23 protein-coding genes are annotated in these 26,264 nt (G+C 56.4%); 11 read left to right on the plus strand and 12 right to left on the minus strand.

Annotation, left to right across the window (positions count from 1 at the left end):
- The first annotated feature begins 49 nt into the window (after positions 1–49).
- The 11 genes from AC3WW4_RS04935 (at position 50) to AC3WW4_RS04985 (ending at position 13,507) form a co-directional block, all read left to right on the plus strand.
- Positions 50–1,054 (plus strand): STELLO glycosyltransferase family protein, encoded by a 1,005-nt coding sequence (locus AC3WW4_RS04935; protein ID WP_488827270.1) that lies wholly within the window; start codon positions 50–52, stop codon positions 1,052–1,054.
- Positions 1,051–2,196: a glycosyltransferase family 4 protein gene (locus tag AC3WW4_RS04940; RefSeq protein WP_488827271.1), complete on the plus strand. Its 1,146-nt coding sequence runs from the start codon at positions 1,051–1,053 to the stop codon at positions 2,194–2,196. The genes AC3WW4_RS04935 and AC3WW4_RS04940 overlap by 4 nt, the downstream gene beginning before the upstream one ends.
- Positions 2,197–2,228: 32 nt before the next feature.
- The gene (locus tag AC3WW4_RS04945; protein WP_488827272.1) at positions 2,229–3,578 is read left to right on the plus strand and encodes a lipopolysaccharide biosynthesis protein; all 1,350 of its coding nucleotides are present in this window, start codon (positions 2,229–2,231) and stop codon (positions 3,576–3,578) included.
- A gap of 3 nt (positions 3,579–3,581) precedes the next feature.
- A complete protein-coding gene (locus tag AC3WW4_RS04950; RefSeq protein WP_488827273.1) occupies positions 3,582–4,337 on the plus strand; it encodes a glycosyltransferase in 756 nt (251 codons plus the stop codon).
- Positions 4,338–4,344: 7 nt separating this feature from the next.
- On the plus strand, positions 4,345–5,649 hold the full coding sequence (locus AC3WW4_RS04955; RefSeq protein WP_488827274.1) for a hypothetical protein: 1,305 nt from the start codon (positions 4,345–4,347) through the stop codon (positions 5,647–5,649).
- Positions 5,646–6,497 (plus strand): glycosyltransferase family 2 protein, encoded by an 852-nt coding sequence (locus tag AC3WW4_RS04960; protein ID WP_488827275.1) that lies wholly within the window; start codon positions 5,646–5,648, stop codon positions 6,495–6,497. Before AC3WW4_RS04955 ends, AC3WW4_RS04960 begins: the two co-directional genes overlap by 4 nt.
- Positions 6,451–7,674: a glycosyltransferase gene (locus AC3WW4_RS04965; RefSeq protein WP_488827276.1), complete on the plus strand. Its 1,224-nt coding sequence runs from the start codon at positions 6,451–6,453 to the stop codon at positions 7,672–7,674. Before AC3WW4_RS04960 ends, AC3WW4_RS04965 begins: the two co-directional genes overlap by 47 nt.
- A gap of 553 nt (positions 7,675–8,227) precedes the next feature.
- The gene (locus tag AC3WW4_RS04970; RefSeq protein WP_488827277.1) at positions 8,228–9,148 is read left to right on the plus strand and encodes a glycosyltransferase family 2 protein; all 921 of its coding nucleotides are present in this window, start codon (positions 8,228–8,230) and stop codon (positions 9,146–9,148) included.
- Entirely contained in the window at positions 9,145–9,909 is a 765-nt protein-coding gene (locus tag AC3WW4_RS04975) for a glycosyltransferase family 2 protein (protein WP_488827278.1), read from the plus strand. Before AC3WW4_RS04970 ends, AC3WW4_RS04975 begins: the two co-directional genes overlap by 4 nt.
- Before the next feature lie 257 nt (positions 9,910–10,166).
- Positions 10,167–12,374: a polysaccharide biosynthesis/export family protein gene (locus tag AC3WW4_RS04980; RefSeq protein ID WP_488827279.1), complete on the plus strand. Its 2,208-nt coding sequence runs from the start codon at positions 10,167–10,169 to the stop codon at positions 12,372–12,374.
- An 8-nt stretch (positions 12,375–12,382) separates the two neighbouring features.
- Positions 12,383–13,507, plus strand: coding sequence for a Wzz/FepE/Etk N-terminal domain-containing protein (locus AC3WW4_RS04985; protein ID WP_488827281.1), 1,125 nt, complete (start codon positions 12,383–12,385; stop codon positions 13,505–13,507).
- A 3-nt stretch (positions 13,508–13,510) separates the two neighbouring features.
- Here the strand turns inward: AC3WW4_RS04985 and AC3WW4_RS04990 are convergent, their stop codons facing one another.
- The 12 genes from AC3WW4_RS04990 to AC3WW4_RS05045 all read right to left on the minus strand — a co-directional run bounded on the left by AC3WW4_RS04990 (position 13,511) and on the right by AC3WW4_RS05045 (position 26,182).
- Complete coding sequence (locus tag AC3WW4_RS04990) at positions 13,511–14,587, minus strand: MraY family glycosyltransferase (protein WP_488827282.1); 1,077 nt, start codon at positions 14,585–14,587, stop codon at positions 13,511–13,513.
- 154 nt (positions 14,588–14,741) lie between these two features.
- Positions 14,742–14,969: a DNA gyrase inhibitor YacG gene (locus AC3WW4_RS04995; RefSeq protein WP_488827283.1), complete on the minus strand. Its 228-nt coding sequence runs from the start codon at positions 14,967–14,969 to the stop codon at positions 14,742–14,744.
- Positions 14,970–14,974: 5 nt separating this feature from the next.
- Positions 14,975–15,733: a cell division protein ZapD gene (zapD, locus tag AC3WW4_RS05000; protein ID WP_488827285.1), complete on the minus strand. Its 759-nt coding sequence runs from the start codon at positions 15,731–15,733 to the stop codon at positions 14,975–14,977.
- A 22-nt stretch (positions 15,734–15,755) separates the two neighbouring features.
- Entirely contained in the window at positions 15,756–16,370 is a 615-nt protein-coding gene (coaE, locus tag AC3WW4_RS05005) for a dephospho-CoA kinase (protein WP_488827286.1), read from the minus strand.
- Positions 16,371–16,399: 29 nt separating this feature from the next.
- Complete coding sequence (locus AC3WW4_RS05010) at positions 16,400–17,317, minus strand: prepilin peptidase (protein ID WP_488827288.1); 918 nt, start codon at positions 17,315–17,317, stop codon at positions 16,400–16,402.
- Between the two features lie 6 nt (positions 17,318–17,323).
- Entirely contained in the window at positions 17,324–18,541 is a 1,218-nt protein-coding gene (locus AC3WW4_RS05015) for a type II secretion system F family protein (protein ID WP_488827289.1), read from the minus strand.
- 31 nt (positions 18,542–18,572) lie between these two features.
- A complete protein-coding gene (gene pilB / locus AC3WW4_RS05020; RefSeq protein WP_488827290.1) occupies positions 18,573–20,297 on the minus strand; it encodes a type IV-A pilus assembly ATPase PilB in 1,725 nt (574 codons plus the stop codon).
- An 88-nt stretch (positions 20,298–20,385) separates the two neighbouring features.
- Positions 20,386–21,510, minus strand: coding sequence for an acyltransferase family protein (locus AC3WW4_RS05025; protein WP_488827291.1), 1,125 nt, complete (start codon positions 21,508–21,510; stop codon positions 20,386–20,388).
- 33 nt (positions 21,511–21,543) lie between these two features.
- Entirely contained in the window at positions 21,544–22,233 is a 690-nt protein-coding gene (locus AC3WW4_RS05030) for a class I SAM-dependent methyltransferase (protein ID WP_488827292.1), read from the minus strand.
- A 28-nt stretch (positions 22,234–22,261) separates the two neighbouring features.
- Positions 22,262–23,701 (minus strand): glycosyltransferase, encoded by a 1,440-nt coding sequence (locus AC3WW4_RS05035; RefSeq protein WP_488827293.1) that lies wholly within the window; start codon positions 23,699–23,701, stop codon positions 22,262–22,264.
- Between the two features lie 35 nt (positions 23,702–23,736).
- On the minus strand, positions 23,737–25,068 hold the full coding sequence (locus AC3WW4_RS05040; RefSeq protein WP_488827294.1) for a glycosyltransferase family 4 protein: 1,332 nt from the start codon (positions 25,066–25,068) through the stop codon (positions 23,737–23,739).
- A gap of 43 nt (positions 25,069–25,111) precedes the next feature.
- The gene (locus AC3WW4_RS05045) at positions 25,112–26,182 is read right to left on the minus strand and encodes a glycosyltransferase family 4 protein (RefSeq protein ID WP_488827295.1); all 1,071 of its coding nucleotides are present in this window, start codon (positions 26,180–26,182) and stop codon (positions 25,112–25,114) included.
- Between the last annotated feature and the right edge of the window lie 82 nt (positions 26,183–26,264).

A 26,264-nucleotide genomic window follows, 5' to 3' on the forward strand; every position in this document is an offset into this window, starting at 1 on the left:
CTGAAACGTCCATCGGTCAATTATTTATTTTTTGGATTTGGAGAAATTAATGAAAATAAGCAAAAAAAAATGGATCGTTGTTACCACCATTAATCATCCTACAAAGGCAATCCAGAAGATATCTGAAATCATCTCTGTCGACGGTTGGCGCTGTGTTGTTGTTGGAGACAAGAAGACTCCAGCCAATTGGTCGGCACCTGGGATCGACTATCTTTCCTACGATGATCAGATGCGCATGTTCGGGCGCCTTTCTGAATTGCTTCCTGTCAACCACTATTGCCGAAAAAATTTAGGCTATCTATATGCGATGCGCCAAGGCGCAGAAGTGATTCTCGAGACTGACGATGACAACATTCCTTACGATAGTTTTGGCAAGGAAATCAGTGCTGAGGTCGAGGGTGAAGAGATCAGCGGCACCAAGTGGGCGAATATCTACAAACACTTTACGTCGCGTCTAATCTGGCCACGCGGCAATCCGCTCGACACTGTCCATGACGCCGGTCTAGTGATAGGCGCCCGAACGGCGCGAGCACCGCTGCAGCAGTTTCTAGCAGACGGCGATCCCGATGTCGATGCGGTCTATCGGCTGTTGTTCAAGGACCCGCTCCACTTCGAAAAGCGGGTTCCCTTGTTCCTGAAGGCGGGAACTTGGTGTTCATTTAACTCGCAAAACACGCTGTTCTTCAAGGAAGTCTTCCCCTTGCTGTACCTGCCGTGTCATGTCAGTTTCCGGATGACGGACATATGGCGATCGCTCGTGGCGCAGTTGTGTCTTTGGTCTGAGGGGAGTCAGTTGGTATTTCGGAGTGCGACTGTTGTGCAGGAGCGCAATGAACACAACCTCATGCGCGACTTCTCAGAGGAAATTGATGGTTATCTAAACAACGACAGAATTGTAAATAGATTGGTCGATTTGCTTGACAGCCATCGGGGCCATCCGCTTCAAGACGTCGTGCGCGCCGCATGGGTAGCCCTGCGAGACATTGGGGTACTGAGAGATATCGAGCTCGAGATCTACGATGCATGGTCAGCGGAATGTCGAGCCTTAGCATGAAAGTCGCGATTTACGTGAGCGAACTTGATGTCAAAGGAGGCACGCACAAGCAGGTATTGCGCCTTGCTCAGCACCTTCGCAAGCACCGGTACGACATCCAGATCATCACCGCAAGATATCAGGCAGGTCAGGGCTACCCTGAATTTGCTGAGTTCCCGATCCTTACATTTCCGGAAAGCATGCACTCAGGCATGATCGGCAAACTAATGAATCGCCTTCGTCCCGCTCGACTCGCCATGTGTATGCCGAGGGTCGACATTGTCAATGTCCATGACAATAGAGGCCTGCTTTTTGGTTTCATCGCGAGCATGTTGGGCAAGGGAAAGCGGTATGTCTGGCAAATCAACGATTTGGACCCTGCCTTCAAGATCGGCGCTCATAGGAATCATGGTCGTTCCACATTTCGCGAGATTCGGCAGCGCCTTGCCAATCGCTGGTGGGCGAACAGGGTCGATGCGATCACAGTGAACGTCAGCAAGAACTGCGCACGGGTGAAGGAGTATCTGCATAAGGACGCGACGGTCTTGTACTGTGGCGTGGACTTTCCTGAATCGGAATTCCCTGCAAAGGGCACTGCTGCGTCAGCCCCGTTTTGTTTGCTGTCAACGGGCGTCTTTTTCCCTTACCGCAACTATGAGACGCTCCTACTCGCATGCGCCCTGGCCAACAAGCGTCTGAATCAGCCGATCAATTTAACCATCGTTGGTGACACAAGGTATCGTCCGGCGTATGTCCAGAAGATTCGTGACCTTGCCGACACGGCAAAAGTAAGGCTGACGATTCGTGAGAACCTCAGTCAGGCTGAGTTAGATCACGTTATTGCCGACAGTCATGCCTTCGCGTTCGTCAACGTCGACCAAAGTTGGGGTTTGGCCGTGTTCGAGGCCGCCGCCCGGACGACACCAGTGATCCTGTCCAAGAGCGTCGGCGCGATCGAGCTTCTGGGTGGGAAACCCGGATTCCTGATGGTGGATCCTTTGTGTCCGGAAGACATTGCTGAGGCAATCATCTCTCTGGCGACAAACGCTGAGCAACTGAATGCTGTCTCTGTTATGGCGCGTGACACTGTTAAAGACATGTCTTGGGAACGCATGTATTGCTCGCCTGCCGAAGCACTGTTCAATCGGCTGGTGGATGACTGAGCGCTGCGATACCGACATATCCGAGCATTATCATGACGCCACGTGATCACAAGATTATCCGGCAAACCCTCTTAGGACTGGGCCTTCGCTTTCTGGCGGTAGGCAGCTCGTTCCTGATGATGCCATTCATGCTGGAGCGACTTGGTCCAGTGCAACTCGGGGTCTGGCTGGTGCTGCTCTCGGTGTTCCAGTGGATCACCTTTTTTGACATCGGTGTGGCTGCCGGCGCTCGCAACGAAATGGCGCGGGCCTTCGCAAGCAAAGACGCAGACCGTATCCGCCAAGCCATCGCGAGCGGCTTGTTCTACACGGTTGTCATATCCTTGGTGCTTGCGATTGCATGCGTCGCCATCGGCGCGTTCACGCCGGTGATCTCCTTCCTTGAAAGGGTGCCTTTCCATGGTCACACCACGGGCTACGCGCTTTGGATTGTCGCGCTTGGTTCTTGTGCAGCATTTGCTCTCAACTTTGTACAGATGATTTACGCGGCTGAACAACGCACTTCGGCCGTGTCCTACTTCTCAGCTTCCGCGAACATCATCTTTCTCGGCCTCGTCTATTGGTGGCCGTTGACGATGTTTGATCATCTTACGCAGATAAGCAGCCTTTATCTGATCGGCATGGCGACAGCCAACCTGTCCCTGGTTCTCTGGTATTTCCGGGGGCGCTTGGAATTCGTTCCTCGCGTGAAGGATATCCAATCCGAAATGCGTAAGCGCATCCTCGGCTTCGGCATCCGCATCTTCATCATTCAGATTGCAGCGCTGGTGGTTTTCACTACATCTCGCATATTGGTTAGTAGCTTCCTTGAGCCATCGGCTGTTGTCGTCTACGATGCAGCCTTCAAATTGTTCTCCGTGATCACGATGCTGCATTCACTGTTGATGGCTAATTTCTGGTCCAGCTTCACGGAAGCGCATGCGGTCGGAGATTGGGAGTGGATTCGTCGTCGCGTGAAGTTACTTCAACTACTCACAGTCCCGATTCTGGTGGCTAACTTACTTTTGGCAATGATTTCACCTTGGATTATTGAACACTGGATGACTCACGAGCAGGTAGGACCGATGGGGCTATATGTGAGTTTCGCACTAATGTCTTCGCTCTCAGCGTGGTCAAACGTGTTTGCCTATTTTTTGAATGGTATTGGTGACACCAAGGTTCAATTGCGAACCTCGCTAGCGGCGTTGGTGGTGCATATTCCATCTTGTTATCTTTTTGCCAATGTGCTTGGGTTGGGGCTAACTGGAATAAATCTGGGTACTATCGTATCGATTGCATTCTTCGCGGTGGCTGGTCCGATTTATGTTTGGCAGTTGTTGCGAAAGCAACCTGGCTTATATGACGTCAGCTACGATCCTCTCAGGAAAACTTCAGCGATTTGAGCTATGGATTCCCGGCATTCATCGCAATTAAATATCGTCATCTGTACCTACAACGCAGCAACACATCTACGAGGTTGCCTGCTGTCTATCGCGGCGCAGCAGGATCCAGATATTCGGTTGTGGATTTTTGACGGTGCCTCGACTGACGATACACTCAAGATTGTAGATGAGTTCCATCATCTAATTCATCATGTCGAATCCATGCCGGACAAGGGGGTTTATGACGCGATGAATCGTGCAGCCTGCACTGTACCCCATGGCTGGTTGCTGTTCCTGGGTGCTGACGACCGCTTGATGCCCAACGCAATCAGTCGCCTGCGCCGAGCATGGCCGCAACTTCCACCAGATACAGGTGTCGTTTATGGGGATGTTTACCGACCGCGAGCAAATGCGGTGTATGACGGCGAATTCAGTAGATGGAAGCTGGTGCGTCGTAATATTTGCCAGCAGGCAGTCCTGTATGAATCTGATGTGCTAAAGCGTTTCCCTCTTGATGCCAGATTTCCGATAAATGCCGATCATGTCCTGAATCTTCGCCTAGTCCTGTCAGGGATAAGATTCAGCTACGTCAAGGTATGTTTGGCATATTACGAGGATGTTGCTGATGGTATCAGCCGTGACCGCGGTGACGCTGACTTTATAAACTTCAGGCGCTCGCTCATTCGCCAGTATGGTGACTGGCCATTGTTTATGTTTGCATGTGCAATTGATGTCAAACAGAGATTGCGGCTTAAATGTCGGAAATTGCTGGGCGTGTAATTGGATTATGCCTGCCATCGAATTTATCGCAATGTTGGGGCCTAGTGATGTTGCTTGGCTATTGGCTCTTCAGTTGATTTTCTTCGCCCTGTTGTATTGGACTGTCAGTAGTCGACAGTCTTCAATTGTCGACCCGTTTACAGTGCCGCTGCTCTTTGCCGCTTCAGCATGGTCCACTGTAGTCTTTCTCTATTTGAGCGGTCTGTGCTCAACGCGGATGTTCGTCACTTTTGTACTGACGGGGATTGCATATCTGGTTGGATACCGATGGGTCGCTCCTAGGTTGACTCATGCGCAGTCAGCGGACCAAGCACCTCCGACGCGGAAGCCGATCGATCACGCAGTTTTTATGCAAATGGGGGCAGTCGTAACGCTGCTTGTTTTAGGTAGTATAGCGATTAACATCTTCATGTTCGGCTTGGGTATTGAACACGAGAACCGTTTAGAGATATATAGCAACTCTGCCGGGTTTGGAGTGCTCAAGAGGGTCAATGATGCCTTGATGCCTGTATCTATTTTCTTTCTCACCTATGTCGTCACTCGGAAGCGTCGCATAGGACGCGTGATTCCATTCGCGACTCTTCTCTTCCTGGCTGCCTACACAGTTCTCGATGGATCTAAGTCTGGCTTGGTCTCAATCTTTCTGATCGTTGCCGCAACGTTGCGGTGGTTGCATCTGAGGATTGATGGCCGCATTCGACCCATCAGTGCAAAGACGGCTATTATCGCAGTTATGCTCGCGCTGATCGTTGCTGCTTTGGTGTTGACGATGCAACTGGATGCATTTGCCGATTTTGAGAAGTTCATGAGTGGCCTTGTCTTGCTTTTCTACCGAGTAACCTTGGCCGCAGATATTTATATACTCGGATTTCCAAACGACTCTATCGACCGTATTGCGCAGACATCGGCGCCGCTACTGGTTTTGTTTCAGGATCCATTATCGACTTTGCGCCTCGCCTCGCTGGATGTGATACCAATTGGGACGCAGTTGTATAATTATCTTACCATCTCTCATGAGCTTAGTGCTGGCGGCCCCAATGCCCATCTCGGCATTTATTCATATTACCTATTCGGTGAGTATTTTTCTCCGATATTCTGTCTTTTTGTCGGTATGGCTATAGGTGCCGTCCGCAAGATTTACTCTCGCCGCAGTATTAGTCTCGTGCATGGGGCGTGCGCTACAGCTGTTATGGTAAATACCGCTTACGCCTTGGTTGATCCGAGTTATATGATTCATCGCATCACTAACCTCGCGTTATTTCTATTTCCGATTTATATGACTTTCCATGTCAGGGGTTTGGTGAGGCGATGAAATTAGCGGTTGTAATACTGAACTGGCGAAATTCTGCGGCTACAATACATTGCGCATCCCTGTTGTTAAAAGGGTTCACTGATGGGTCTAACATCTATATTGTTGACAATAATTCAGATGATGGGTCAGTTGAAGCGTTTCGCCGCAGTCTTCCAGAATGTTGTATTTTGGAAAATACCGAAAACAGCGGCTACACCGGCGGCAATAACCTCGGCCTCCGCTCCGCTTTTTCCGATGGGTATGATGCCGTTCTGATCCTCAATAATGATATTGAGCCACGATTGGATGAAGGCTTTGTGTCAAGGGTGGCGCGCATTGTCGCGGCAAATCCAAACACTCTAATTGGTGTGCCAGTGCACGATGTTGATGGTCGACCAGTTTATCCCCATATTCCGACTGTGTTCTTTAGGGTATTGTTCAGAGCTTGTGGTATTGATGTGGCAACTCCATTAATATGTGGTTGTGCGATGGTTGTCACCCGTGGTACCTTTAGATCGATTGGCGTATTAGATGATCGATACTTCATGTACTGCGAGGAGCTTGATTATTCTGTTCGATTGACAGCAGCTGGCGGTCGGGTTGTGTGCCCTGCCGAGCTTGGCTACGTGGTACGTGATGACAAAGAGGAACGTCGCCCTTACGTATACTATTATCAAGCCCGAAACCTGTTGCGCCTTATTAATCAGCATGCCCGTTCGAATAAGCTATTTTTGGCTTTCGGTTCTGTCTTGGTTTCGTTGAGGCAAGCAATCTATTCAGGGAGAGTTGCAAGTGTCTACTTGACTTGCGTTGGTGTGAGTGATGCGTGTCGGGGGCGGACCGGGCGCAATCCAGTGGCGCATATTTGAGGCAATCAAATTAATGAATCAAAAAATTAACGTTATTCAAACTATCGCTGACCTTGACCTCAAATCCGGCGGACCGTCCCGCTCTGTCACGGAGTTGAACCAGTACCTAAACCGGACAAGTTCCGTCAGCGCGACCATCGTCACTCAGCGCAATCCTCATCAGAAAATTGACGAGCATCTTAAGGCGAACCTTCGCATTTCATATGGCTCAGATATCATGGTCAAGCTTGGGCTGCCACTTGCCCATGAACTGCGGAGAGCAATCGCCCAACTTAATCCGTCATTGATCCATAACCATGGGGTCTGGCATGGTGCCAATTACTGGAGCAGTAAGACTGCGCGGAACCTAGGCATTCCGTTCATCATCCAGCCACACGGCATGCTGGAATCTTGGGCATTGAGCTTTCACAAATTCAAGAAGCAGATGGCGATGGCGCTATATCAGAGAGATCACCTTGAGCGTGCCGTTGGATTCGTTGCAACATCAGAAATGGAGTATCGTAATATCCGTAGTCTGAGGCTGCGCCAGCCTATCGCAGTCATTCCTAACGGGATCGCCGATCTTGAGTGCAAGCGTATAGAAAAGAAGAAACCGGTAGCGTACCGACAGCGTAACTTTCTGTTCCTCTCCCGGGTCCACCCGAAGAAAGGGCTGATCAATCTATTGCAGGCCTGGGCCTCAATAGACACGCAGGGCTGGATGCTGAACATTGCAGGTCCTCCGGAGGGTAATCACCTCACGGAGATTCAGGCTGAGATCGCGCGGCTGGGTATCAGTAGCAGCGTTGCATATCTCGGAGAGCTCTACGACGAGGCCAAGAATGCGGCTTATGCAAACGCCGACATTTTCGTTCTGCCGACGTTCAGCGAGAATTTCGGTATCGTGGTTGGCGAGGCCCTTCTTCATGGCATTCCTGTGCTGACAACCAAGGGCACACCGTGGTCCGATCTTGAGACGTATCGAGCCGGCTGGTGGATTGATATCGGGGTAGAGCCGCTGAAGCGGGCACTTTCTGAGGCTATAGCATTGACCGACAACGAGCGTCACGACATGGGCGAGCGCGGCTATCAGTTGGTGCAGCGCTTTGATTGGCCGACCATCGCAGTACAAATGAGTGAGTTTTATCAATGGTTGTCGCGCAGTGGCCAGCGGCCACCTCATGTTTATGTCGATTGATCATCATGACTCACCGTCCTTCCACTATGAAATTGAGCATCGCAAACAAGGGAGTGAGGATGTTGTGGAGGCTGACCTGGCTGTTGCTGTTTCGGCCCAGTCCCCGTCCAGCCCATGCGTGGCGCAGGCTTCTGCTGAGAATTTTCGGTGCCAAACTCGGTAGGCGCGTGCACCCATATCCTTCAGCTAAAATTTGGGCTCCATGGAATCTCGTCATGGGGGATGACGCCTGCTTGGCAGACCACGTGGACTGCTACTGTGTTGAGCGGATAGTTATCGGTGCGCGTTCGACGATCAGCCAGTATTCTTTCCTTTGTAGTGCGAGTCACGACCACCGGCAATCCAATTTGCCATTGGTGGCGGCACCGATAGTCATCGGTGATGATGTCTGGATCACAGCTGACGTGTTCGTTGCTCCGGGCGTTACCATTGCGGATGGCGTGGTCGTTAACGCGCGATCGAGCGTGTTCGAGGATCTGCCTCCATGGACGATAGCGGGAGGCTATCCGGCTCGTCCCCTTAGACGCCGCGAGTTTTGGACAGAGGCGGTGAAATGAACAATCTCAAATCAAGGTTGGCCCCGACTGTCGCAATCATCCTCGCGTTCAACGAAGAGTTGCACATTGAGCGGGCGATCTCAAGTGCGTTCCGCCTTGCCGAAATGGTCTACGTCATTGACGCTCTGTCGACGGATCGCACAAAGTCTTTGGCGGAGGCTTTGGGCGCTGTGGTCCTGCAGAATCCGTGGACGACCCACGCGGGGCAGTTCAACTGGGCGCTGGAACAGTTGCCGCCAGACACAGGCTGGGTCATTAGGCTGGACGCTGATGAGTTCGTCGATGACGAACTTATTGAGGACTTCCATCGCATGAAACAAGGGCCCTACTGCGGACTAACCTTCAATCGAGAAATACACTTTTGCGGCAGTCGCATTCGCTTTGGTGGCCTTTTCCCGGTGCCGGTGGTCCGCGCCTTCCGTCTCGGCAAGGGGTATTGCGAGCAGCGACTCATGGACGAGCATATTCTCGTTGATGGAGCAACTGGTAGCGTAAGCGGTTTATTGATTGATCAAAATCTCAATCCGCTCGATTGGTGGATCGACAAGCACAATCGTTATGCAAGTCTAGAAGCGGCCGAGACCCTAAATCGAAAATACGGTTTCCTAAATCAGGAAAACGCCGGGCGGGGCGGTTCTTTAAGGGCTAGCGCGCGCACAAAGCGTTGGATAAAGAATGCAATTTATCTTCGCTTGCCTGCGAAATTTCGTGCAAGGCTTTATTATTTTTATCGTGCCTACATTAGGTTGGGCATTTTGGGTGGTGAGGATGAGCGTACTTTCCATTTGCTGCAAGGATTCTGGTACCGATATTTGGTAGATGCGAAAATAGCCGAAGTCGAACGGTATGTGCGTAATCATGGGTGTGACGTGCGCGCTGCTTCGGCTCGCGTGCTTCGCGTATCCTTTAAGGAATGAGTGTGGTTAGTCCTTCCATTTCAGTTATTACCGCAACCTGGAACAGCTGCAGTACTCTGTTGCCATGCATTGAATCGGTCAATGCCCAAACTTGGCGTGACGTTGAGCATGTCTTTGTGGATGGAGGTAGTACTGACAACACTTTGGCTTTGATAAAAGCAGCTAGCACACGGAAAAATAAATTAACTTCTGAACCCGATCGGGGTATTTACGATGCACTGAATAAGGGCATCAAAATGGCTTCTGGGGATATCGTCGGCTTCCTTCATTCAGACGATACTTTTGCGGATCCCGAAGCGCTTGCGCGCATCGCATGTGTCTTTGAGGATCCGACAGTTGATGCTGTTTATGGCGATCTCGACTATGTGGGGCGCGAGGATCGGTCAGTTGTGATCCGCCGTTGGCGTTCCGAATCATTTGAACCACTACTGCTGAGGCAGGGTTGGATGCCCGCACACCCGACCTTGTATGTGCGTGCCGCAGTTTATGAAAAAATCGGAAGGTTCGACACTAATTATAAAATATCAGCAGACTATCTTAATGTTCTGCAAATGTTTGGGCAACCCAACTTTAAAGCCGTGCATGTTGAGTCAGTGCTTGTAAAGATGTGCACCGGAGGTATCAGCAACCGATCCTTGAGGACGATACTCCGTAAGTCTGCGGAGGACTATCGGGCGCTGCGGACTTCGGGAGTTGGGGGCCTCGGTACGCTGGTTAGAAAGAACTTACGCAAGGTCTCCCAATTCTTTTGGTCAGCGTAAATTTTGTTAGTCAGGGGCCTGATGCCGCTCTAGTCATGCCTAGTATTCGATTTCGGCAACAAAGACCAGTGGTGCTCGGGCGTCATGCTCACAAGCAAGAACCATACAATAGGCCATTCAAGTCACTAATTGTGAACCAGAACATGCACCATTTTATTCGGACCAGTTTGTTGGCTAACGCAGTTTCTTTTTGTCTGTGTGGCGCGGTTTATGCCAAAGCTCCTGCCGTTCCCTTAAGTTCAGGGGTTGCGTCTCCGATGTTGACCATTCGGACTGCGCCGGAAGCGACGGTTGAGGCGGCGCCCCCCCTTCAGTCTAGGTCCGAGCTGGTCGAGCCTACCGCCGTGACCCCAGAGGTACTGCGCGACATCGACGCCAACGCCACCGAGTTCCAGCGCTTTGTGCAGGACACCACCGGGCGCCAGCTGCCGCTGTTTGGCTACAACTTGTTCACCGGCCGCACCTTCCCGTCGCTGCAAAACGTGCCCGTGCCGGCCGACTACGTGATCGGTCCGGGTGACGAGATCGCGCTCAAGGTCTGGGGCGTGGTCGAATCTGATGCCCGCCTCACAGTGGACCGAAACGGCCAAGTCGCCATCCCGCGCGTGGGCGTGGTCACCGTGGCCGGCCTCAAGTCGTCGCAGCTTGAGCCCGCGCTCAAGGCCCAGGTGGGCCAGTATCTGAAGAACTTCCAGCTCAACGCCACCATGGGCCGTTTGCGCTCCATGCAGGTGTTCGTGGTGGGGCAGGCGCGCAAGCCCGGTGCCTACACGGTTTCTAGCCTGTCCAGTCTGGTCAGCGTCTTGTTTGAAAGTGGTGGCCCGGCAGCCGGCGGCAGCATGCGCAAGGTGCAGCTCAAGCGCAATGGCCAGGTCATCTCCACCATCGATCTCTACAAGTTCATTGCAGAGGGCGACAAGTCTGCCGACACCTACCTGCTGCCGGGTGACGTGGTCGTGATTCCGCCCGCAGGGCCGCGTGTGGCGATGATCGGTGCCCTGGGCACCCCCGCCATTTATGAATTGAGCCGGCCAGAAGAGCCCATCGCGCAGGTGCTGGCCTACGGCGGCGGCATGCTGTCGCTGACCACGCCGCACAAAGTGTTGATCGAACGCATCGAGTCCAACCGCGTCAAGGCGCCACGCTCGGTCATTGAGCGGGCGTTGGATGCGCGCGGCCTCAAAAGCACGGTGAAAGACGGTGACGTGGTCACCCTGTTCCAGATCAGCCCGGCATTTTCCAACGCGGTCACCCTGCGGGGCAACGTGGCAGTGCCGCTGCGCCACAGCCATCGTCCTGGCATGCGCATTGCCGATTTGATTCCTGAGCTGGAAGCCCTGGTTCAACCCGACTACTACACCCGCAAGAACATCCTAGTCCAGTTCGAGAAGGATGAGCAGAGCGGCAAAGACGGCAAAGACGGCAAAGGCGAGAAGGCTGACGGCGCCAAGAAAGAGCGTGTGTCCGCCGAGCGCCAACTCAACGATGTGAAGAACCTGCTGGACGAGATCAACTGGGACTACGCTGCCATTGAGCGCATGGACCAGAAGGAAGTTCGCACCCAACTCATTCCCTTCAACCTCGGCAAGGCCATTCGCGACAAAGACCCGGTTCACAACCTCGAGTTGCAGCCCGGTGATGTGGTGACCATTTTTGGCGTGAAAGACATGCCGGTGCCTGTGGGCAAGCGCACCCAGTTTGTGCGAGTGAGTGGCGAAGTCAAGGTGCCGGGCTTCTATCAGGTCCACCCAGGCGAGACCTTGCGCCAGGTGGTGGAGCGCGCTGGCGGCTTGACCGAGCAAGCCTACCCTTACGCCACCGAACTGACCCGTGAGAGCACGCGGGTACAGCAACAGGCCAATCTGGACCGCGCCATTCGCCGCTTGGAAACCGACATCGCTGGGCAGGCCGTTACCACGATACAGAACGCCAGCAGTGCAGAGTCGGCTGCCACCGTGCAGGCACAGATTGCTGCGCAGCGGCAGTTGTTGGCGCGCATGCAAAGCCTGAAGGCATCGGGTCGCATTGCGCTGGAACTGAAGCCCGAGCGCGCGGAGTACCCCGATTTGCCGCTGGAAGATGGTGACAACATCACCATTCCCACGCGCCCTGGTTTCGTGAGCGTGTTCGGCGCGGTGTTGGCTGAGAACGCCTTCATTCATCGCAAAGACGCCACGGTGGACGACTATCTGGAACGTGCCGGCCTGTTGCGTGAGGCCGATATTGACGCCGCCCTCATCATCCGTGCGGATGGTTCGGTGGAAGGCAATTCCGCACACCGCCGTTGGTTTGGCGGTGGCGGCTTCATGGGCAAAGAGCTGCAACCGGGCGATGCCATTTTTGTGCCCGAGAAGTTTGACCGCCGCTCGGCCTACACCCAGTTCATACAGGGGGCGAAGGACTGGACGACCATCTTCTATCAGTTTGGCCTGGGTGCCGCTGCAATCAAGACCATCCGCGACTGAGGCCGGACATGAGCGATATGCGTGAAGAGACGGAAGACGAGATCAGCTTGCTGGACCTCGCCATCACCATCAAAGAAAACATCAAACTGCTCGTGTTGGCACCAGTGGCCGCAGGCGTGCTGGCCTTGGGGGGCAGCTTCCTTATCGCGCCCACGTTCACGGCCAGTACCAGTTTCCTGCAACCACAACAGCAGCAAGGGGCCGCCGCCGCCATGCTGCAAGGCCTGGGCGCTTTGGGCGGTTTGGCAGGCGCCGCGACGGGCTTGAAGAACCCAGCCGACCAGTATGTGGCGTTCATCAAAAGCCGCAGTGTGCAGGACGCCTTGGTCAAACGCTTTGATTTGCAGAAGCGCTATGAGGCCGAACTGCATGAAGATGCCTTGCGCGCCTTGGAAGGTGTGGCCCGCGTCAGTGCCGGCAAGGACGGCCTGATCAAGGTGGAGGTGGACGACCGTGAGCCCGCTTTTGCGGCCCAAATGGCCAACGCCCATGTGGAAGAGCTGCGCAAGTTGCTGGACCGTTTGGCTGTGACCGAGGCGCAGCAGCGCCGCGTGTTCTACGAGCGGCAGCTGGAGCAAACCAAGGCCAAGCTGGCCGTGGCGCAATCAGCCTTGCAGCGCAGTGGTATCAATGAAGGCGCTTTGCGTGCTGAGCCCAAAATGGCCGCCGAAGCCTATGCAGGGCTGAAGGCCGCGGTCACCGCCGCACAGGTGAAGCTGCAGTCCATGCGCACCTACCTGACCGAGCAATCGCCCGAGTTCAAGCTGGCGCAGTCCGAGTTGGGGGCCTTGCAGGCCCAGCTGTCGAAGGCCGGATCGGCCAACAACGCGGCAGCGGATGACGACTACATCGTCAAATATCGCGATTTCAAGTACCAGGAATCGCTGTTCGAGATGTTTGCCAAGCAGTTCGAGCTGGCAAAGCTGGACGAAGCGCGCGACGGTGCCTTGATTCAGGTGGTGGACGTGGCGCAGACGCCCGAGCGCAAATCAAAGCCGAAGAAGGCCATGATCGCCGTTTTGACGACCCTGGCGACTGGCTTTGTGTTGCTGTTGTTTGTGTTCGTTCGCCAAGCCTGGCGCAATGGCCTGCAAGATGAGGCGACTGCGCAAAAGCTGAAGCAGTTGTTCTGACACTCAGCGAGCGGCCAAGACAACAATGTCGGGTTCATCGTCTGCCCACAATGCTCGGTGCAGAATGACATACAGCGTCACGGTGACGATGATGGCGCAGACGTGTAGCCACGCTTTGTGAGGTGTGGTGATTGCCACCAGTTGGCAGGCAGCCACAAAGATCCAAATCTTCACGCTGGTGACGCCATGGCTGACCCAGTGGGGCAAGTGCGCATTGGAAGCCTTGCCTTGCAGCCACTTGAAAAGCAGCTGGTGCATGTGCGCCATGTCGGGCAGGCCGCTGGGCACTTTGTAGATGACATGGCGGCGGAACATGGAGTAGCAGGTCTCGAGCACGGGGTACAGGCAGCACAGCAGCACCGTCCAGCTTGACAGATTGGGGTGCCGGGCGACCAGCAGGATGGCGCACTCGGCCAACCAGAAACCCGCCAGGTAGGCACCGCCATCCCCCAGGAAGATTTTGCCGAAGGGGTAGTTGAGCACCATGAAGCCCAACAGCCCGGCGATGCCCCACAGGCACAGCTTCATCACCACTGAGTCACCATGCAACCAGGCCAGCGTGGCCAGCCCGCCCAGCATGATGCAGACGGCACCACCAGCCAAGCCGTTCAGGCCATCGATGATGTTGACGGAGTGGGTGATGCCCCCCACCACGACGATGGTGAGCAAGATGGTCAGCATCGGGATCTGTTGCAGCAAGGCATCCAGGCCCGGGGTGTCCGCATCGGGCATTTGGGCGCCGAGCAACCACACTGCGAGCGCCGCAGATACAAAAGAACTCAGCAGTCGCACGCGCACTGACACCCGCTTGGTGAGGTCTTCCATGAAACCAGCCAGGAACACGGGTAAGGCGCACACCAGCAGCGTCAGCGTGGCGGGGTAGCTGTTGCCCTGCACCGCGTAGCTCGCCAATCCAGCCATGAGCAAGCCGACGATCAAACCCAAGCCGCCGACGCGGGGCACGGGCTGGGTGTGAAGCTTCTGGGCACCGTTCAGGTCGTGGTCAAGCGAGTGCTTGCCATGCCAGTTTTGTGTGAGCACGACCAGCAGGCAGGCGCCAAAACTGGCAGCCACAATCATCAAAAGTCGTTCAAGGAGCAGGGGATCGTGCGGGGGCATGAGTGAGCGCGTACAGGTAGGTAGCGCTCACCATTCTAGTGCGGAGGCGGCCGCGAACCTAGGGTTTTCAGTCGTCACACCCTCGGTGGAGTATGGCCACCTCGCTTGCTGGTCATCAATCTTGCAAATCGTCGGTGCTGGGTTTGGCCTCAACCCGATAGGCTTCGCTGGCCCAGGCACCCAAGTCGATGGCCTTGCAGCCTTTGCCGCAAAAGGGGCGGTAGGGGTTGTCTGTGCGATAGGCGTGCATGACGCCGCAGGAGGGGCAGCGCACCATCAGTGGCTTGGACGCAGCGTCATTGGCGGGCATGGCCGGTTGGTGAGGAGCAGAGGACTGGGCCATGGCGGTCAGGCACACAAGGTGAGTTCAAATCCTGCGTCGGTATCAGAGGCGATCTTCAGCTTTCCATCTGCATCAGGGCGCATCAAGCGGATGGAAACCAGAAGGCGGTTGGCGCTGATTTCGGGGACAAGGCCCAGTGCAGGGTCGATGCGCAGGCGCAGCAGTTGATAGCTGCGGTTCTCTTTGAGGCTTTGCTGGTACTGCCCGCAAGGCGCCGCCACCATGTGGGGGTGCCCCGCATCCCGCAGCAGTCCCAGCATCACCCTGAGGGCCTCGGCCAGCGGCGTGAGCGTACCGACCCAGCGCTGAATGTCGGCCTGCCGCTTGGCGGCAGGTTCGTGTTGCCAGGCGTAGTAGGCGGGCAGGTCGAACTCGCAGGTGCCGCCGGGAATGCTGACGCGGCTGCGGATGCTCATGAGCCAGTCGTTGGCGGCCAGTGATTGGCCGGCCTTGCCTTGCATCTGGCTGAGCCCGCTGTGCGCGCGTTCGATGCGGGCGAGTACCTCATCGAGAATGGATTCTTCGATGGCGGGGTTACCGCGGTAGCTCATGAACTGCGCTTTGTGACGGTCGAGGTCGCGCAGCACATCGGCTTTGAGGTCGGCGCGCGAGGCCACATCCATGACCTCGAACATCGTGGCCAGGGCGTAGTGGTGGTCCACAGGGTCGTCACGCTGCATCAGCAAGCCCAGGCGGTCGAAGAGGTGCTCCAGCCGCAACATGGTGCGAATGCTTTCGCCGAATGGGTATTCGTAGAGGATCAACGCGTCACCTGATGCTGTTCTGTCACGATGGGGTCTGATTGTTCCACATGCTCCACAGCTTCCTGACCTCGGAGCGGAGTTCTTCCAGGCTGAGCCCCTCATTGAGGAGGATATGGTCGGCCAAGGCGCGGCGAGCGTCGCGTTGCGCCTGTTTGGCGAGCACGGCTTCAACGGCCTCCCGAGGCCAGCCCGAGCGCACCATGACGCGGGCGATCTGGGTTTCGGGTTCGCAGTCGACGACGAGGATGCGGTCGACCTTGTCTTTCCACTTGCGGCCCGATTCGGCCAGCAGGGGCACGTCGTAGATGATGTGCTGATCGGGCAAGGCCAGACGGGCGTGCTGGTCAGCGTGCAGACCGATCAGGGGGTGGAGGATGGCTTCGAGCCGCGCCATGGCCAGGGGATCGGTGAAGGCGAGCTCGCGCATGCGGACACGGTCCATCGCCCCGGTGGCGTCGATGAAAGCCTCGCCAAACTGTTGCGCGATGTGCGGGATGGCGGCGCCCCCCGGCGCGGTGAGCGCGCGCGAGATGGCGTCGGTGTCGACCAGATGGGCCCCGAGGTCGACCAGCATCTGGCTGACCGTGGACTTGCCGCTGCCAATGCCTCCTGTCAAGCCGATGGTCAGGCGGGTCATGTCAGCCAAGCCATGTCGAGCCAACGACGTCAGGCCCAGCCCAGCCAACCCAGCACGCGGGCTGATCCTGCCAGGGTGACGACCAGGCCGGCGCCAGCCAGGAAGGGGCCGTAGGGCACATACACGCCTTCGCGCAACTGGCTGCTGAGCTTCATGCCGATGCCGACGACCGCGCCGATGATGGATGAGCCCAGGACGATGGGCAAGATCATTGACCAGCCCAACCAGGCGCCCAGCGCCGCGAGCAGCTTGAAGTCGCCATAGCCCATGCCTTCTTTGCCCGTGGTGAGCTTGAACAGCCAGTACACCGACCACAGGGACAGGTAGCCGGCGACCGCACCCCACAGGGCTTCAGTCAACGGCAGGTTCCAACCCAGTGCGGCAGCGACCAGTCCGGCCCACAGCAGGGGCAGGGTGATGTTGTCGGGCAAGATGGTGGTGTCCCAGTCGATGGCCGAGGCGGCGACCAAAGCTGCGACAAAGCCACACCACAGCAGGGTGGTGGGCTGGTTGCCAAAGCGCCAGGCACAGGCGGCAAACAGCGCGGCGGTGGCCAGTTCGATGAAGGGATAACGCGGCGAAATGCGCGTGCCGCACGACGAGCACTTACCACGCAGGGCGAGCCAACTCAGCACGGGGATGTTTTCGTACCAACGGATGGCGTGGCCGCACGACGGGCAGCGCGATGCCGGCTTGGACAGGCTGAGGGTAGCACCGTCACCTTGGCCCTGAGCGGGCTGTTCTGCCTGAGTGGCATGCCCTGTCTGCCCGGCTTCCGGCAGGCCCAAAACCGAGCGGGCTTCGGCCTGCCACTGCTGCTCCATCATCTTGGGCATGCGGTGGATGACCACATTGAGGAAACTGCCCACGCACAGGCCCAGGATGCCCAGCCCCCAGGGCGTGAGCACGATGTCGGTCAACACCGACCACAGCGAATCAACATCCATGAGCGATCAAACCACCTGGCCGAGCTTGAAGATGGGCAGGTACATCGACACGACGATGCCGCCGATGATGGTGCCCAGGATCACGATGATGAAGGGCTCCATCAGGCTGGACAGCGCCTTGACGGCCTCATCCACCTCTTCTTCGTAGAAGTCGGCTGCCTTGCCCAGCATGTGGTCGAGCGAGCCCGATTCTTCACCGATGGAGCTCATCTGCATCACCATGACGGGGAACAGGTTGACGTTCTGCATGGCCGTGGTCAGGCTGGTGCCGGTGGAGACGTCTTTCTGGATTTTCTCAGTGGCTTCCGTGAAGACGGCATTGCCCGAGGCACCACCCACCGAGTCGAGCGCTTCAACCAGCGGCACGCCGGCGGCGAACATGGTGGAGAGGGTGCGCGTCCAGCGTGCGACGGCCGACTTGAACATCAGGTCGCCAAACACGGGGACCTTGAGTAGCAACCGGTCCATGGTTTTCTGCATGGCCTCGGAGCGCTTCCAGCTTTCCAGAAAGAAGTACACCCCGCCCCCGATGATGCCAAAAATGGCCCACCAGTAGGACACGAAGAACTCGGATATGGCCATCACCATCAGCGTGGGCGCTGGCAGGTCAGCGCCGAAGGAGGTGAACACTTCCTTGAACGCCGGGATCACGAAGATCATGATGACGGCCACCACCACGAAGGCCACCACCAGCACGGCGATGGGATAGGTGAGCGCCGACTTGATCTTCTGCTTGATGGCGATGGTTTTTTCCTGGTAGGTGGCCAGGCGCTCCAGCAGGGTTTCCAAAATACCGGCGGCTTCGCCGGCTTCGACCAGGTTGCAGTAAAGCGCGTCGAAGTACAGTGGGTGTTTGCGGAACGAGGCCGACAGGCTGGTGCCGGTTTCGACGTCGCCTCGGATGTCGGCCAGCAGTTTGGTGACGCGGGGGTTGGTGCTGCCGCGTCCCACGATGTCGAAAGCCTGCAGCAAGGGGACACCGGCCTTCATCATCGTGGCCAGTTGGCGCGTGAAGATGGCAATGTCCTTTTGCTTGATGGAGCTGCCGCCCGAGGTGCGACGCTTCTTGACCTTCTGGACCAAGACGCCCTGCCGGCGCAGGGTGGCTCCGACCAAGGCCTCACCGCCAGCGCGCATTTCGCCTTTGACGATTTTGCCGTTGCGGTCTTTGCCTTCCCATTCGAAGACAAACTCTTGCGGTTTCTTGGCAGGTGCCGTGGCCATGTGTCAGGACTCCGTGTCGGTTTCGGGGGTCTTATTCGTTGGTGACCGCGATCACCTCTTCCAAAGAGGTGACACCCGCGCGCACTTTGACCAGACCCGATTCCCGCAAGTCTCGCACGCCTTCTGCCTTGGCTTGCTTGGCAATATCCATAGCTGTGCCTTGCGAGAGAATGATTCGTTGTATTTCCTCACTTATGGGCATAACCTGGTAAATGCCAACCCGACCTTTGTAACCGTTGTTACAGGATGAGCAGCCGACGGCCTTGTACGGCTTCCAGCTACCGTCGAGCTCGGCCTCTTTGTAGCCCGCTTTGAGCAGGGCTTCGCGCGGGTAGTCGGCCGGAGCTTTGCAGTTTTCGCAGAGTTTACGTGCCAGGCGCTGGGCGGTGATCAGGATGACCGAGGAGGCGATGTTGAACGGCGCCACGCCCATGTTCATCAGGCGGGTGAGGGTGCCGGGGGCATCGTTGGTGTGCAGGGTGGACATCACCATGTGGCCGGTTTGCGCGGCCTTGATGGCGATGTCGGCCGTGTCAAGGTCACGGATTTCACCGACCATGATGATGTCGGGATCCTGACGCAGGAAGGCCTTGAGGGCCACCGAAAAGTTCATGCCCGCCCGGTCGTTGACGTTGACCTGGTTGATGCCGGGCAGGTTGATTTCGGCTGGGTCCTCCACGGTGGAGATGTTGACGCCGGGCTGGTTGAGGATGTTCAGGCAGGTGTACAGCGACACGGTTTTACCCGAGCCGGTGGGGCCAGTGACCAGCACCATGCCATAGGGACGGCCGATGGCAGCGAGCAGGCGTTCTTTCTCGGCCGGCTCATAGCCCAGCGCTTCGATCCCGAGCTTGGCGCTGGACGGGTCGAGGATACGGATCACGATCTTTTCGCCAAACAGCGTGGGCAAGGTGCTGACCCGGAAGTCGATGGCCTTGCTGCCGAACTTGAGCTTCATGCGGCCGTCTTGCGGCACGCGTTTTTCGGCAATGTCGAGTTTGGAAATGACCTTGATGCGCGAGGCGAGCTTTTCTTTGATGGCGATGGGCGGTTGGGTGACTTCGCGCAATTCGCCGTCGACGCGGAAGCGGACGCGGTAGTTGGTTTCGTAGGGCTCGAAGTGCAGGTCGGAGGCGCGGGCGTTGATCGCGTCGATCAGCATTTTTTGGAGGAAGCGCACCACGGGGGCGTCTTCCACTTCGGCGGCCGTGTCTGACGACTCTTGCTGAGGGGTGCCCGTGTCTTCGGTGACGTCAAACTCGAAGTCGCTGGAGGCCAGGGCCGCCAACTGGTCTTGCGCGCTGGCGGTGCTGCCCTCCAGCATCTTGAGCAGTTTGTCGTGCTCGACGATGACCCATTCCGGGTTGAGCTGGGTGGCGAACTTGATGCGCTCGACCGCCTCCTGATTGGTGGGGTCGGAGGCGGCCACGAACAGGCGGTTGCCCCGCTTGGACAGGGCCAGGACCTGGTATTGCGACGAGAGCTTGTTGTCGATGATGCCCTTGGGTAGGCGCTGTGCATCGACGGCAGACAGGTCCATGACCGGGACAGACAGGGCCTTGGAGAGCGTCTGGGCCAGCGCACTGGGGGTGAGTTTGCCGCTGCTGACCACGGCGTGGACAAAGCTGCTCTTTTGCTCTTTGGCTGTGCGGGCCAGGGCGTCGGCTTCCACGCTGTCGAGCTTGCCGGCATTGACCAGCACACGGGCCACACCGGTGAGGTGACCTGGGGATTCTGCGAGGATGGAGTCGGCCATGGGTGAGGGCAACGTCAAAAGCTTAATCGAAGCACGATTACTTCAACCGCATCTCAACTGTAAACGATGCGTACGGGTATGGGCTGGCTCAAGTCGCAAGCCGCTGTTGTGCCCTTCTTGCACCAATCTGACGCAAAGGCGTTTCAATGTATCTATAAACCAGTTCGACGGCAATCAACAGCAGGAGTGCGCCAAGCGCAAGACTGGCCAAAACCAAGGTCTTGGTTGAGGACGGGTGCCAGTCAAATCTGTGGAAGATTTCGCGAACGGCAAAATAAACGGGGACATGTGCGAGGTAAATACCGTAAGACCGGGCGCCGATCGCCACAAGGATGCGTCGCAAGGACGCGATTGGCATCAGAGTGTTGGCGTCACATGCGGCCAAAAACACCAGCAAGGTGGATGTGAGCGCGATGAGGGACATGTAATGCGTGGTCCACTTGAGGGTGCCGCTCAAGGCACCCATGAAAACGACACCGGCGATGAGAGTTGTGAGGCCAAGCGCAGGTGGGACTTTCTTCACGATGTCTCGAAGACCTTGCCAATAAGGTCGGTGGCTGGCCAAGGCGATGAAAACACCGAGGCAAATGGCATCGCTTCGGAAGAACATCCACCAGACCCCTCGTGTCGGCAGTAGCAATTGGATGCCAATAATCGTGGCAAACAAGAACCAAAGACGCTTTCTGAGAAAAATAAAAAGAATGGGGAAGAGGAGATAAAACTGCTCTTCGAGGGAAAGTGACCAGTAAACAAAGCTGGCGCCCATTTCGCACCTCATGAAACACTGCGCAAAATGAATGTTGTAGAGGTTGATGAGGGCAGTCCAGGCGGAATATATATTATTATTGAGTGGGCCGAACGCGCCAGACTGGTTGAAGAACGCCGAGGCAACCAAAATGGCAGCCAGCCAAAACCAGGCGGCCGGCCACAGGCGCCATATGCGCTTGATCCAAAATGCAATGGCCACATGCCAGACACGGTTTGGCGCGGCATTCTCGATTTTTGGAATCAGGTCTCTGGCAATGACGAACCCGGAGACGCAAAAAAATAGGTCCACGCCAAAGGTGCCGCCAAAGAACTGGAAGGCAGATTGCAGCGCAGGGATGCCAACAGGGAACAGGTTATCAATATGCTGCCACAGCACAACCATGACGGCCAAGGCGCGCAGGACTTCGATATCTTGAATTTTCCCGACAGGAGATGGGGCTTTCATCCGTGATTGATTTTTTGTGAAATTTTCGTGACGTCAGCGTGTGACATAGAAGGTGGAGCGAATGACGCCGCCAAATTCATGGGATTCCGAAACCACTTCCTTGCATATGTACTTGAGGTTGAAGGGTTCGCAGGAGATATCAATGCCGCTCGGTGGATCCCGAAGCAGGCGGATATCGCCGCCGGCTTCTTTGTCAATGTTTGCCTGGAATGGACCAGTTGGCAGGTGTTCGGTGATCAGGATATATCGGTAAGATTGAATCTTCTGGACCACGATTGAAATCTGCGCGTTGTCTAGATGTTGCAGGACCTGACGCACCATGCAGAAGTCTCCGCGGGGGAGGCGGTCGCGTGTGATGTCAAGGCATTTCCATTGCACGCGACTGGCTGTGAAAACGCGTTGGTTATGCTCGATGAGAGCCGGGACGACATCACAGGCGATGTATCGAGAAAACCGATTTCTGATCTTCGATCCAACATTGAAATCGCCACAACCCAGGTCGACGGCGTTCAGTTTTTTCTTGAATCGGTGTGCCAGGTTGCTGACTGCTTCGATATATTGATCGACAATCGCCGGGGTGTGGGAGCCTGTGCCTGAGTAAAATGGGTCTCCGTTCTTTCCCCAGATGTTGTTTTGGTATAGCTGGCTGAAAACGTCCTGATTCGGCGCGCCAGTATTGTCGGGTGCGCGCGGTTTGACGATGTTGCAAAAGAACTTTCTCATGCCAGCTCCATTTTGATGCATGGACGATTCACGTGTGATGACACGAAGTCTGTTCAAGGCTGGGCGGCTTGACTACGGGCACGGCGATCACTTGTTGCAGAGCGGTGATGGCGACCTTCAAGGAGCAGTGCGTTTCGAGGTGCTGCATGGCGGCGCGTGACATGGCCTGGTAGGCGGATGGTTGCTGCTTCGCGCGCTGGTAGGACTGGGCGTAGGCGTTGCGCAGAGCCTCCCAACTGACTTGACAACTCAAGGTGCTGAATGCCAGCCGGCTGTCGTGAGGCCAACTCGAGAGTGTTTTGAAGCTGGGCAGGATGTAGGCGTTGTCGGGGGTGATGTAGTCGGCCATGGAGGTGTGGTCCGGAGAGATGGCCGGAACGCCCATGGACATCAGCTCCATCAAAGGCAGGCACTGGCCTTCGCCCGTCGAGAAGTTGACGACGTAATCAATGCCGTCGAGAAACTGGTCGTAGTCGTGGTCTTCCAGATACCCGTTGAAGATGTAGATCTTGCATTTCATCCACATGAACTTCTTGAGCATGAAGGTCATGTGGATGAAGGTGTTGGTGCTGTCGAGTTCGTTGAGCTTGAGCACCAGGACGGCATCTTCGACGTCCTGGAAGGCCATGACAAACCCGGTGACGATGTCGCACCAATTTTTGCGCGCGTCAGATGGATTCAGGATAGAGGCGTACACCACCCCTTGCGCATGCAGGTGTTGCAGTGGTGGGGGAGGCGCTTGGATGGTGGCGGTGTGGGCCGCTTCGTCGTGCTTGAACAAGCGCGTGACTTTGTGGAGGCGTTTCTGCCAGCGCGCAGCACGCCGTTGCCATTTGGTCATTTGCATGGGGGCGGGGCGCTCCATGTCGAGACGAGACTGGCGCAGACCTTCGTCGAGGTCACTCGGGATGTGGTCTGCAGAGTTGTACAGCATGCCTTTGACGTGCAGGTTCATGCCCTTAGCCGGGGTGCGACCCTGCTCTCCGTGATACTGCAGGCCTCTGGCGTGGAAGCGGTCCCACACTGGCGCGGGAATGGACCAGACGGGAAAGTCTTCACCCATGGCGTTGAGGATAGCCTGTCGCGCGAATTTCGAGTGGGTGATGGCGCACCCGGCGCGCGTGAGGTTGTAGCGCCAGTCGGTTTCTGGTTGGCCGTCCCAGCTGTAGTCAGGGATGCGATCAAACTCCCAGGCCACCAGTGGCACGGTGGGGCAGCGCTGCGGCATGAGGGTGCAATGGGGGGGCGCAAAGGAGAACAGCACGCATGGGCGACCTTGCTGGGCAGCGAGGTCATATGCGAGGTCGGCTTCGGTCAAGGGGTCATGGATGATCTTGATCTCGCCGAGGGCGGCCAGGGCAGGCGCAAACCACTTCAAGACAAAGTAATAACTGTATTCAGACTTGCCAATTCGACTGGAGATGTTGTCGGCATTGGTTTCTGAGTAGAGAAGCAGAAGCGGTTGCATGGTTCGAGGGGCGGTAATGGGGGCGCGGCTGTCGATCAGGCGACGAGGTTCACAAACTGGCAGATGTCTTTGGCAACCTGCTGCCAGGTTCGCAGTGGGGCTTGCTGGATTGCGGCTTCCTTGCGCGCCAAAAATTCAGGATTGTGGAGAGGTAAAAGGGCCTTCGCAATCAGGTCATTCACGTCATCTGGCTCGAAATACACCATGAGATCGCCACAGACCTCTGGAATGGCGCTGCGGTTGGAGGCGATGCAGAGGCGGTTGAACCACGCTGACTCCCCCACGGGCAACCCCCAACCTTCGTAAAGGCTGGGGTAGATGGTGTACAGGCAGTGCTCGTACAGATAGGCCAGGTCTTGGTCGGTACAGTCCGTCAGCAGGCTGACGTGTTGAGCCAAACCGGGGTGTGCGTTCAGGGTGCGAAAGAAGGCTTCGGTCTGCCATCCAGATTTGCCCGCAAAGATCAGGTGTGGCGTGAGAGGTTGGTTCGGTGCAGGGGCTTGAAGCATGCGTTGCCATGCCTCCAGAAGCTGCGCGCCGTTCTTTCGGATCTCGAGGGTGCCCACGCACAGGACGTATGGTGAGTGTTGCGTGGCGCGGAGCACCTGGGGGTGGTGCGTGGTGATGCCACGTTGTCCGCGTTGAAATCCTGCAAATTCATGGGCGAGCGCAATGGTGATGATCTGCGCGTCGGGGTGGTGGGGCAGCGTACGCAGGTCTCGCTCGGTGGCGTGAGAGACGCAGATGAAGTCGGTGGTGTAGTTCAGTGCATCCTGAAGGAAACGCTCGTATGACGCTTGGTGATCGGGAGGGAAGAAGTGGGGCGCGAAGTGCGGGATCAGGTCGTGCATCATCTGAATCACGCGTCCGCCTTGCCCGCGATGCTGCATGACGAGACGCAACAACTCGGGGCTGAGCTGGCTAGCGCCTAGAAACACCAGGGTGTCTTGCGGGTGGAGTTGGTGAACCACACGAGCGCGATCTCTCATCTTTCCAGGTTCGGCGAGCATGCGCAGGAGGGCCGCAGCGTGCATCTTGGTCTTGAGAAGGCTTCGTCGAATTTTGTGGTGTTGGTGCGCCGTGAGTTGGCGCCTGACAACGACTCTGCTGAGCGGCCAGGCGCCTCGGATCTGCTCTACGCGTTTCAGGATGGCGTGCAACGCTTCGTCGGCTTTCGGGAACAGGTCGTTGATGCACGCCGCGTGGTAACGATCTGTGACTGCATCGTGGTATCCGCAACGGACGTTCCGGTTGCCGTGCACCCGGTGGATCTCCTGCAGGACGCGGATCTGGACGCGCTGGATGCCCGACACGTGCTGGTGTGCTTGCGCGTAAGCAATGATGTCGGTGATGTCGAAGTAGATCACAGGAGGTCAGGCAGCGCTGTTGACAGAGTGTGAGGCGAGGCAATCAGAGCCGACTCAGATACAACTCGACGTATTGGTCAATGCAGTGTGACCAACTGAACTGAGCGGCGTGTTGTTGGACCAAGCGAGGCTGCGAGGCATTGCTGTGAAATTGGCGGAGCCCTGCTTCGATGACTGTCTGCATGTCATGGGGCTCGAAACTGTGCCAGTAGTAAGCTTTGTCTCCACCAATCTCGGGCATGCAGGTGCGGTCGGACAGAAAGACAGGCTTGCCAAAATACATTGCCTCAATGGTGGGTAGTCCAAACCCTTCGGTCAAAGACGGCAGCAGGAAGGCCTCACAGTGCTGATACAGCCAGGCTTTTTGTGCGTCAGAGATGTCAAAGTAGCATGAGGCGTTGGTGATGTTGTCGGCTTGCAGGCGTTTTGCGAAGTTCTTGGAGTCATCCGATTCGGCCCCCGCAAACACGAACCTTTTTTCGGGCCACGCCTTGGCAAGACGGGCCAGAGCCTCCACATTCTTGCTGGACGCCATGCGGCTCAGGTGGAAGAAGAATGGTTGCCCCACCAACTCAGGCAGGGCCTCCTGGTGGAGGTCGAGCAGCGAGCGCACACCGTTGTAGATGCGATGCACCGGACCTGACCATCCAAGTCGGTTGTTAAGGTCCTGTTTGACATAGTCGCTGATTGTGACGATGGTGTCGGCACGTCTCAGATTCTTCAGTTGGCGTTTGAGAGCACGTTCTTTCTCGGCGCCGGTCATGAAGTAGAACAGGTTCAGATCGTGCAGCGTCAGGATCTGAGTGCGTGTGCCAATGGGGGCCTTGAGCCGAATGTGCTGATTCAAGCTGTGCCAGATGTCGAACCGGATAGGCCGAATCTGGATGTGGCGTTGGCGTGACCGGGCGTGCAGGTATTCGACCTCTGTGCCGAACAGTCCGTGATGGGTTTTGGGCAAGTGGTAGTGCAGGTGTACGCCCTGCTTTTTCAACTCTGGAGCACGTGCCGCAAGCGTCAAGCCAAATTGGCGTGAAAACTCTCCAATTCCGTCATTGAAGTGCTTGATTTCACCAAAGCTGATGCCGATGTTTTTCTTGGTTTGTGTACGCTTCATGCTGATCAGTGGTGTCATATTTTTGTTGTGGGTGACCAGAGGTGTTGAAACTTGTTAAGTCTGCGTATCATTGAGCAGCGCA

This window comes from Aquabacterium sp. TM01, assembly GCF_057808345.1.

Excerpts from the sequence above, each read along its gene's own strand:
- AC3WW4_RS04935 (WP_488827270.1), top strand. The coding sequence starts at position 50 with ATGAAAATAAGCAAAAAAAAATGGATCGTTGTTACCACCATTAATCAT.
- AC3WW4_RS04940 (WP_488827271.1), top strand. The coding sequence starts at position 1,051 with ATGAAAGTCGCGATTTACGTGAGCGAACTTGATGTCAAAGGAGGCACG.
- AC3WW4_RS04945 (WP_488827272.1), top strand. The coding sequence starts at position 2,229 with ATGACGCCACGTGATCACAAGATTATCCGGCAAACCCTCTTAGGACTG.
- AC3WW4_RS04950 (WP_488827273.1), top strand. The coding sequence starts at position 3,582 with ATGGATTCCCGGCATTCATCGCAATTAAATATCGTCATCTGTACCTAC.
- AC3WW4_RS04955 (WP_488827274.1), top strand. The coding sequence starts at position 4,345 with ATGCCTGCCATCGAATTTATCGCAATGTTGGGGCCTAGTGATGTTGCT.
- AC3WW4_RS04960 (WP_488827275.1), top strand. The coding sequence starts at position 5,646 with ATGAAATTAGCGGTTGTAATACTGAACTGGCGAAATTCTGCGGCTACA.
- AC3WW4_RS04965 (WP_488827276.1), top strand. The coding sequence starts at position 6,451 with ATGCGTGTCGGGGGCGGACCGGGCGCAATCCAGTGGCGCATATTTGAG.
- AC3WW4_RS04970 (WP_488827277.1), top strand. The coding sequence starts at position 8,228 with ATGAACAATCTCAAATCAAGGTTGGCCCCGACTGTCGCAATCATCCTC.
- AC3WW4_RS04975 (WP_488827278.1), top strand. The coding sequence starts at position 9,145 with ATGAGTGTGGTTAGTCCTTCCATTTCAGTTATTACCGCAACCTGGAAC.
- AC3WW4_RS04980 (WP_488827279.1), top strand. The coding sequence starts at position 10,167 with ATGTTGACCATTCGGACTGCGCCGGAAGCGACGGTTGAGGCGGCGCCC.
- AC3WW4_RS04985 (WP_488827281.1), top strand. The coding sequence starts at position 12,383 with ATGAGCGATATGCGTGAAGAGACGGAAGACGAGATCAGCTTGCTGGAC.
- AC3WW4_RS04990 (WP_488827282.1), bottom strand. The coding sequence starts at position 14,587 with ATGATTGTGGCTGCCAGTTTTGGCGCCTGCCTGCTGGTCGTGCTCACA.
- AC3WW4_RS04995 (WP_488827283.1), bottom strand. The coding sequence starts at position 14,969 with ATGGCCCAGTCCTCTGCTCCTCACCAACCGGCCATGCCCGCCAATGAC.
- coaE (WP_488827286.1), bottom strand. The coding sequence starts at position 16,370 with ATGACCCGCCTGACCATCGGCTTGACAGGAGGCATTGGCAGCGGCAAG.
- AC3WW4_RS05010 (WP_488827288.1), bottom strand. The coding sequence starts at position 17,317 with ATGGATGTTGATTCGCTGTGGTCGGTGTTGACCGACATCGTGCTCACG.
- AC3WW4_RS05015 (WP_488827289.1), bottom strand. The coding sequence starts at position 18,541 with ATGGCCACGGCACCTGCCAAGAAACCGCAAGAGTTTGTCTTCGAATGG.
- pilB (WP_488827290.1), bottom strand. The coding sequence starts at position 20,297 with ATGGCCGACTCCATCCTCGCAGAATCCCCAGGTCACCTCACCGGTGTG.
- AC3WW4_RS05025 (WP_488827291.1), bottom strand. The coding sequence starts at position 21,510 with ATGAAAGCCCCATCTCCTGTCGGGAAAATTCAAGATATCGAAGTCCTG.
- AC3WW4_RS05030 (WP_488827292.1), bottom strand. The coding sequence starts at position 22,233 with ATGAGAAAGTTCTTTTGCAACATCGTCAAACCGCGCGCACCCGACAAT.
- AC3WW4_RS05035 (WP_488827293.1), bottom strand. The coding sequence starts at position 23,701 with ATGCAACCGCTTCTGCTTCTCTACTCAGAAACCAATGCCGACAACATC.
- AC3WW4_RS05045 (WP_488827295.1), bottom strand. The coding sequence starts at position 26,182 with ATGAAGCGTACACAAACCAAGAAAAACATCGGCATCAGCTTTGGTGAA.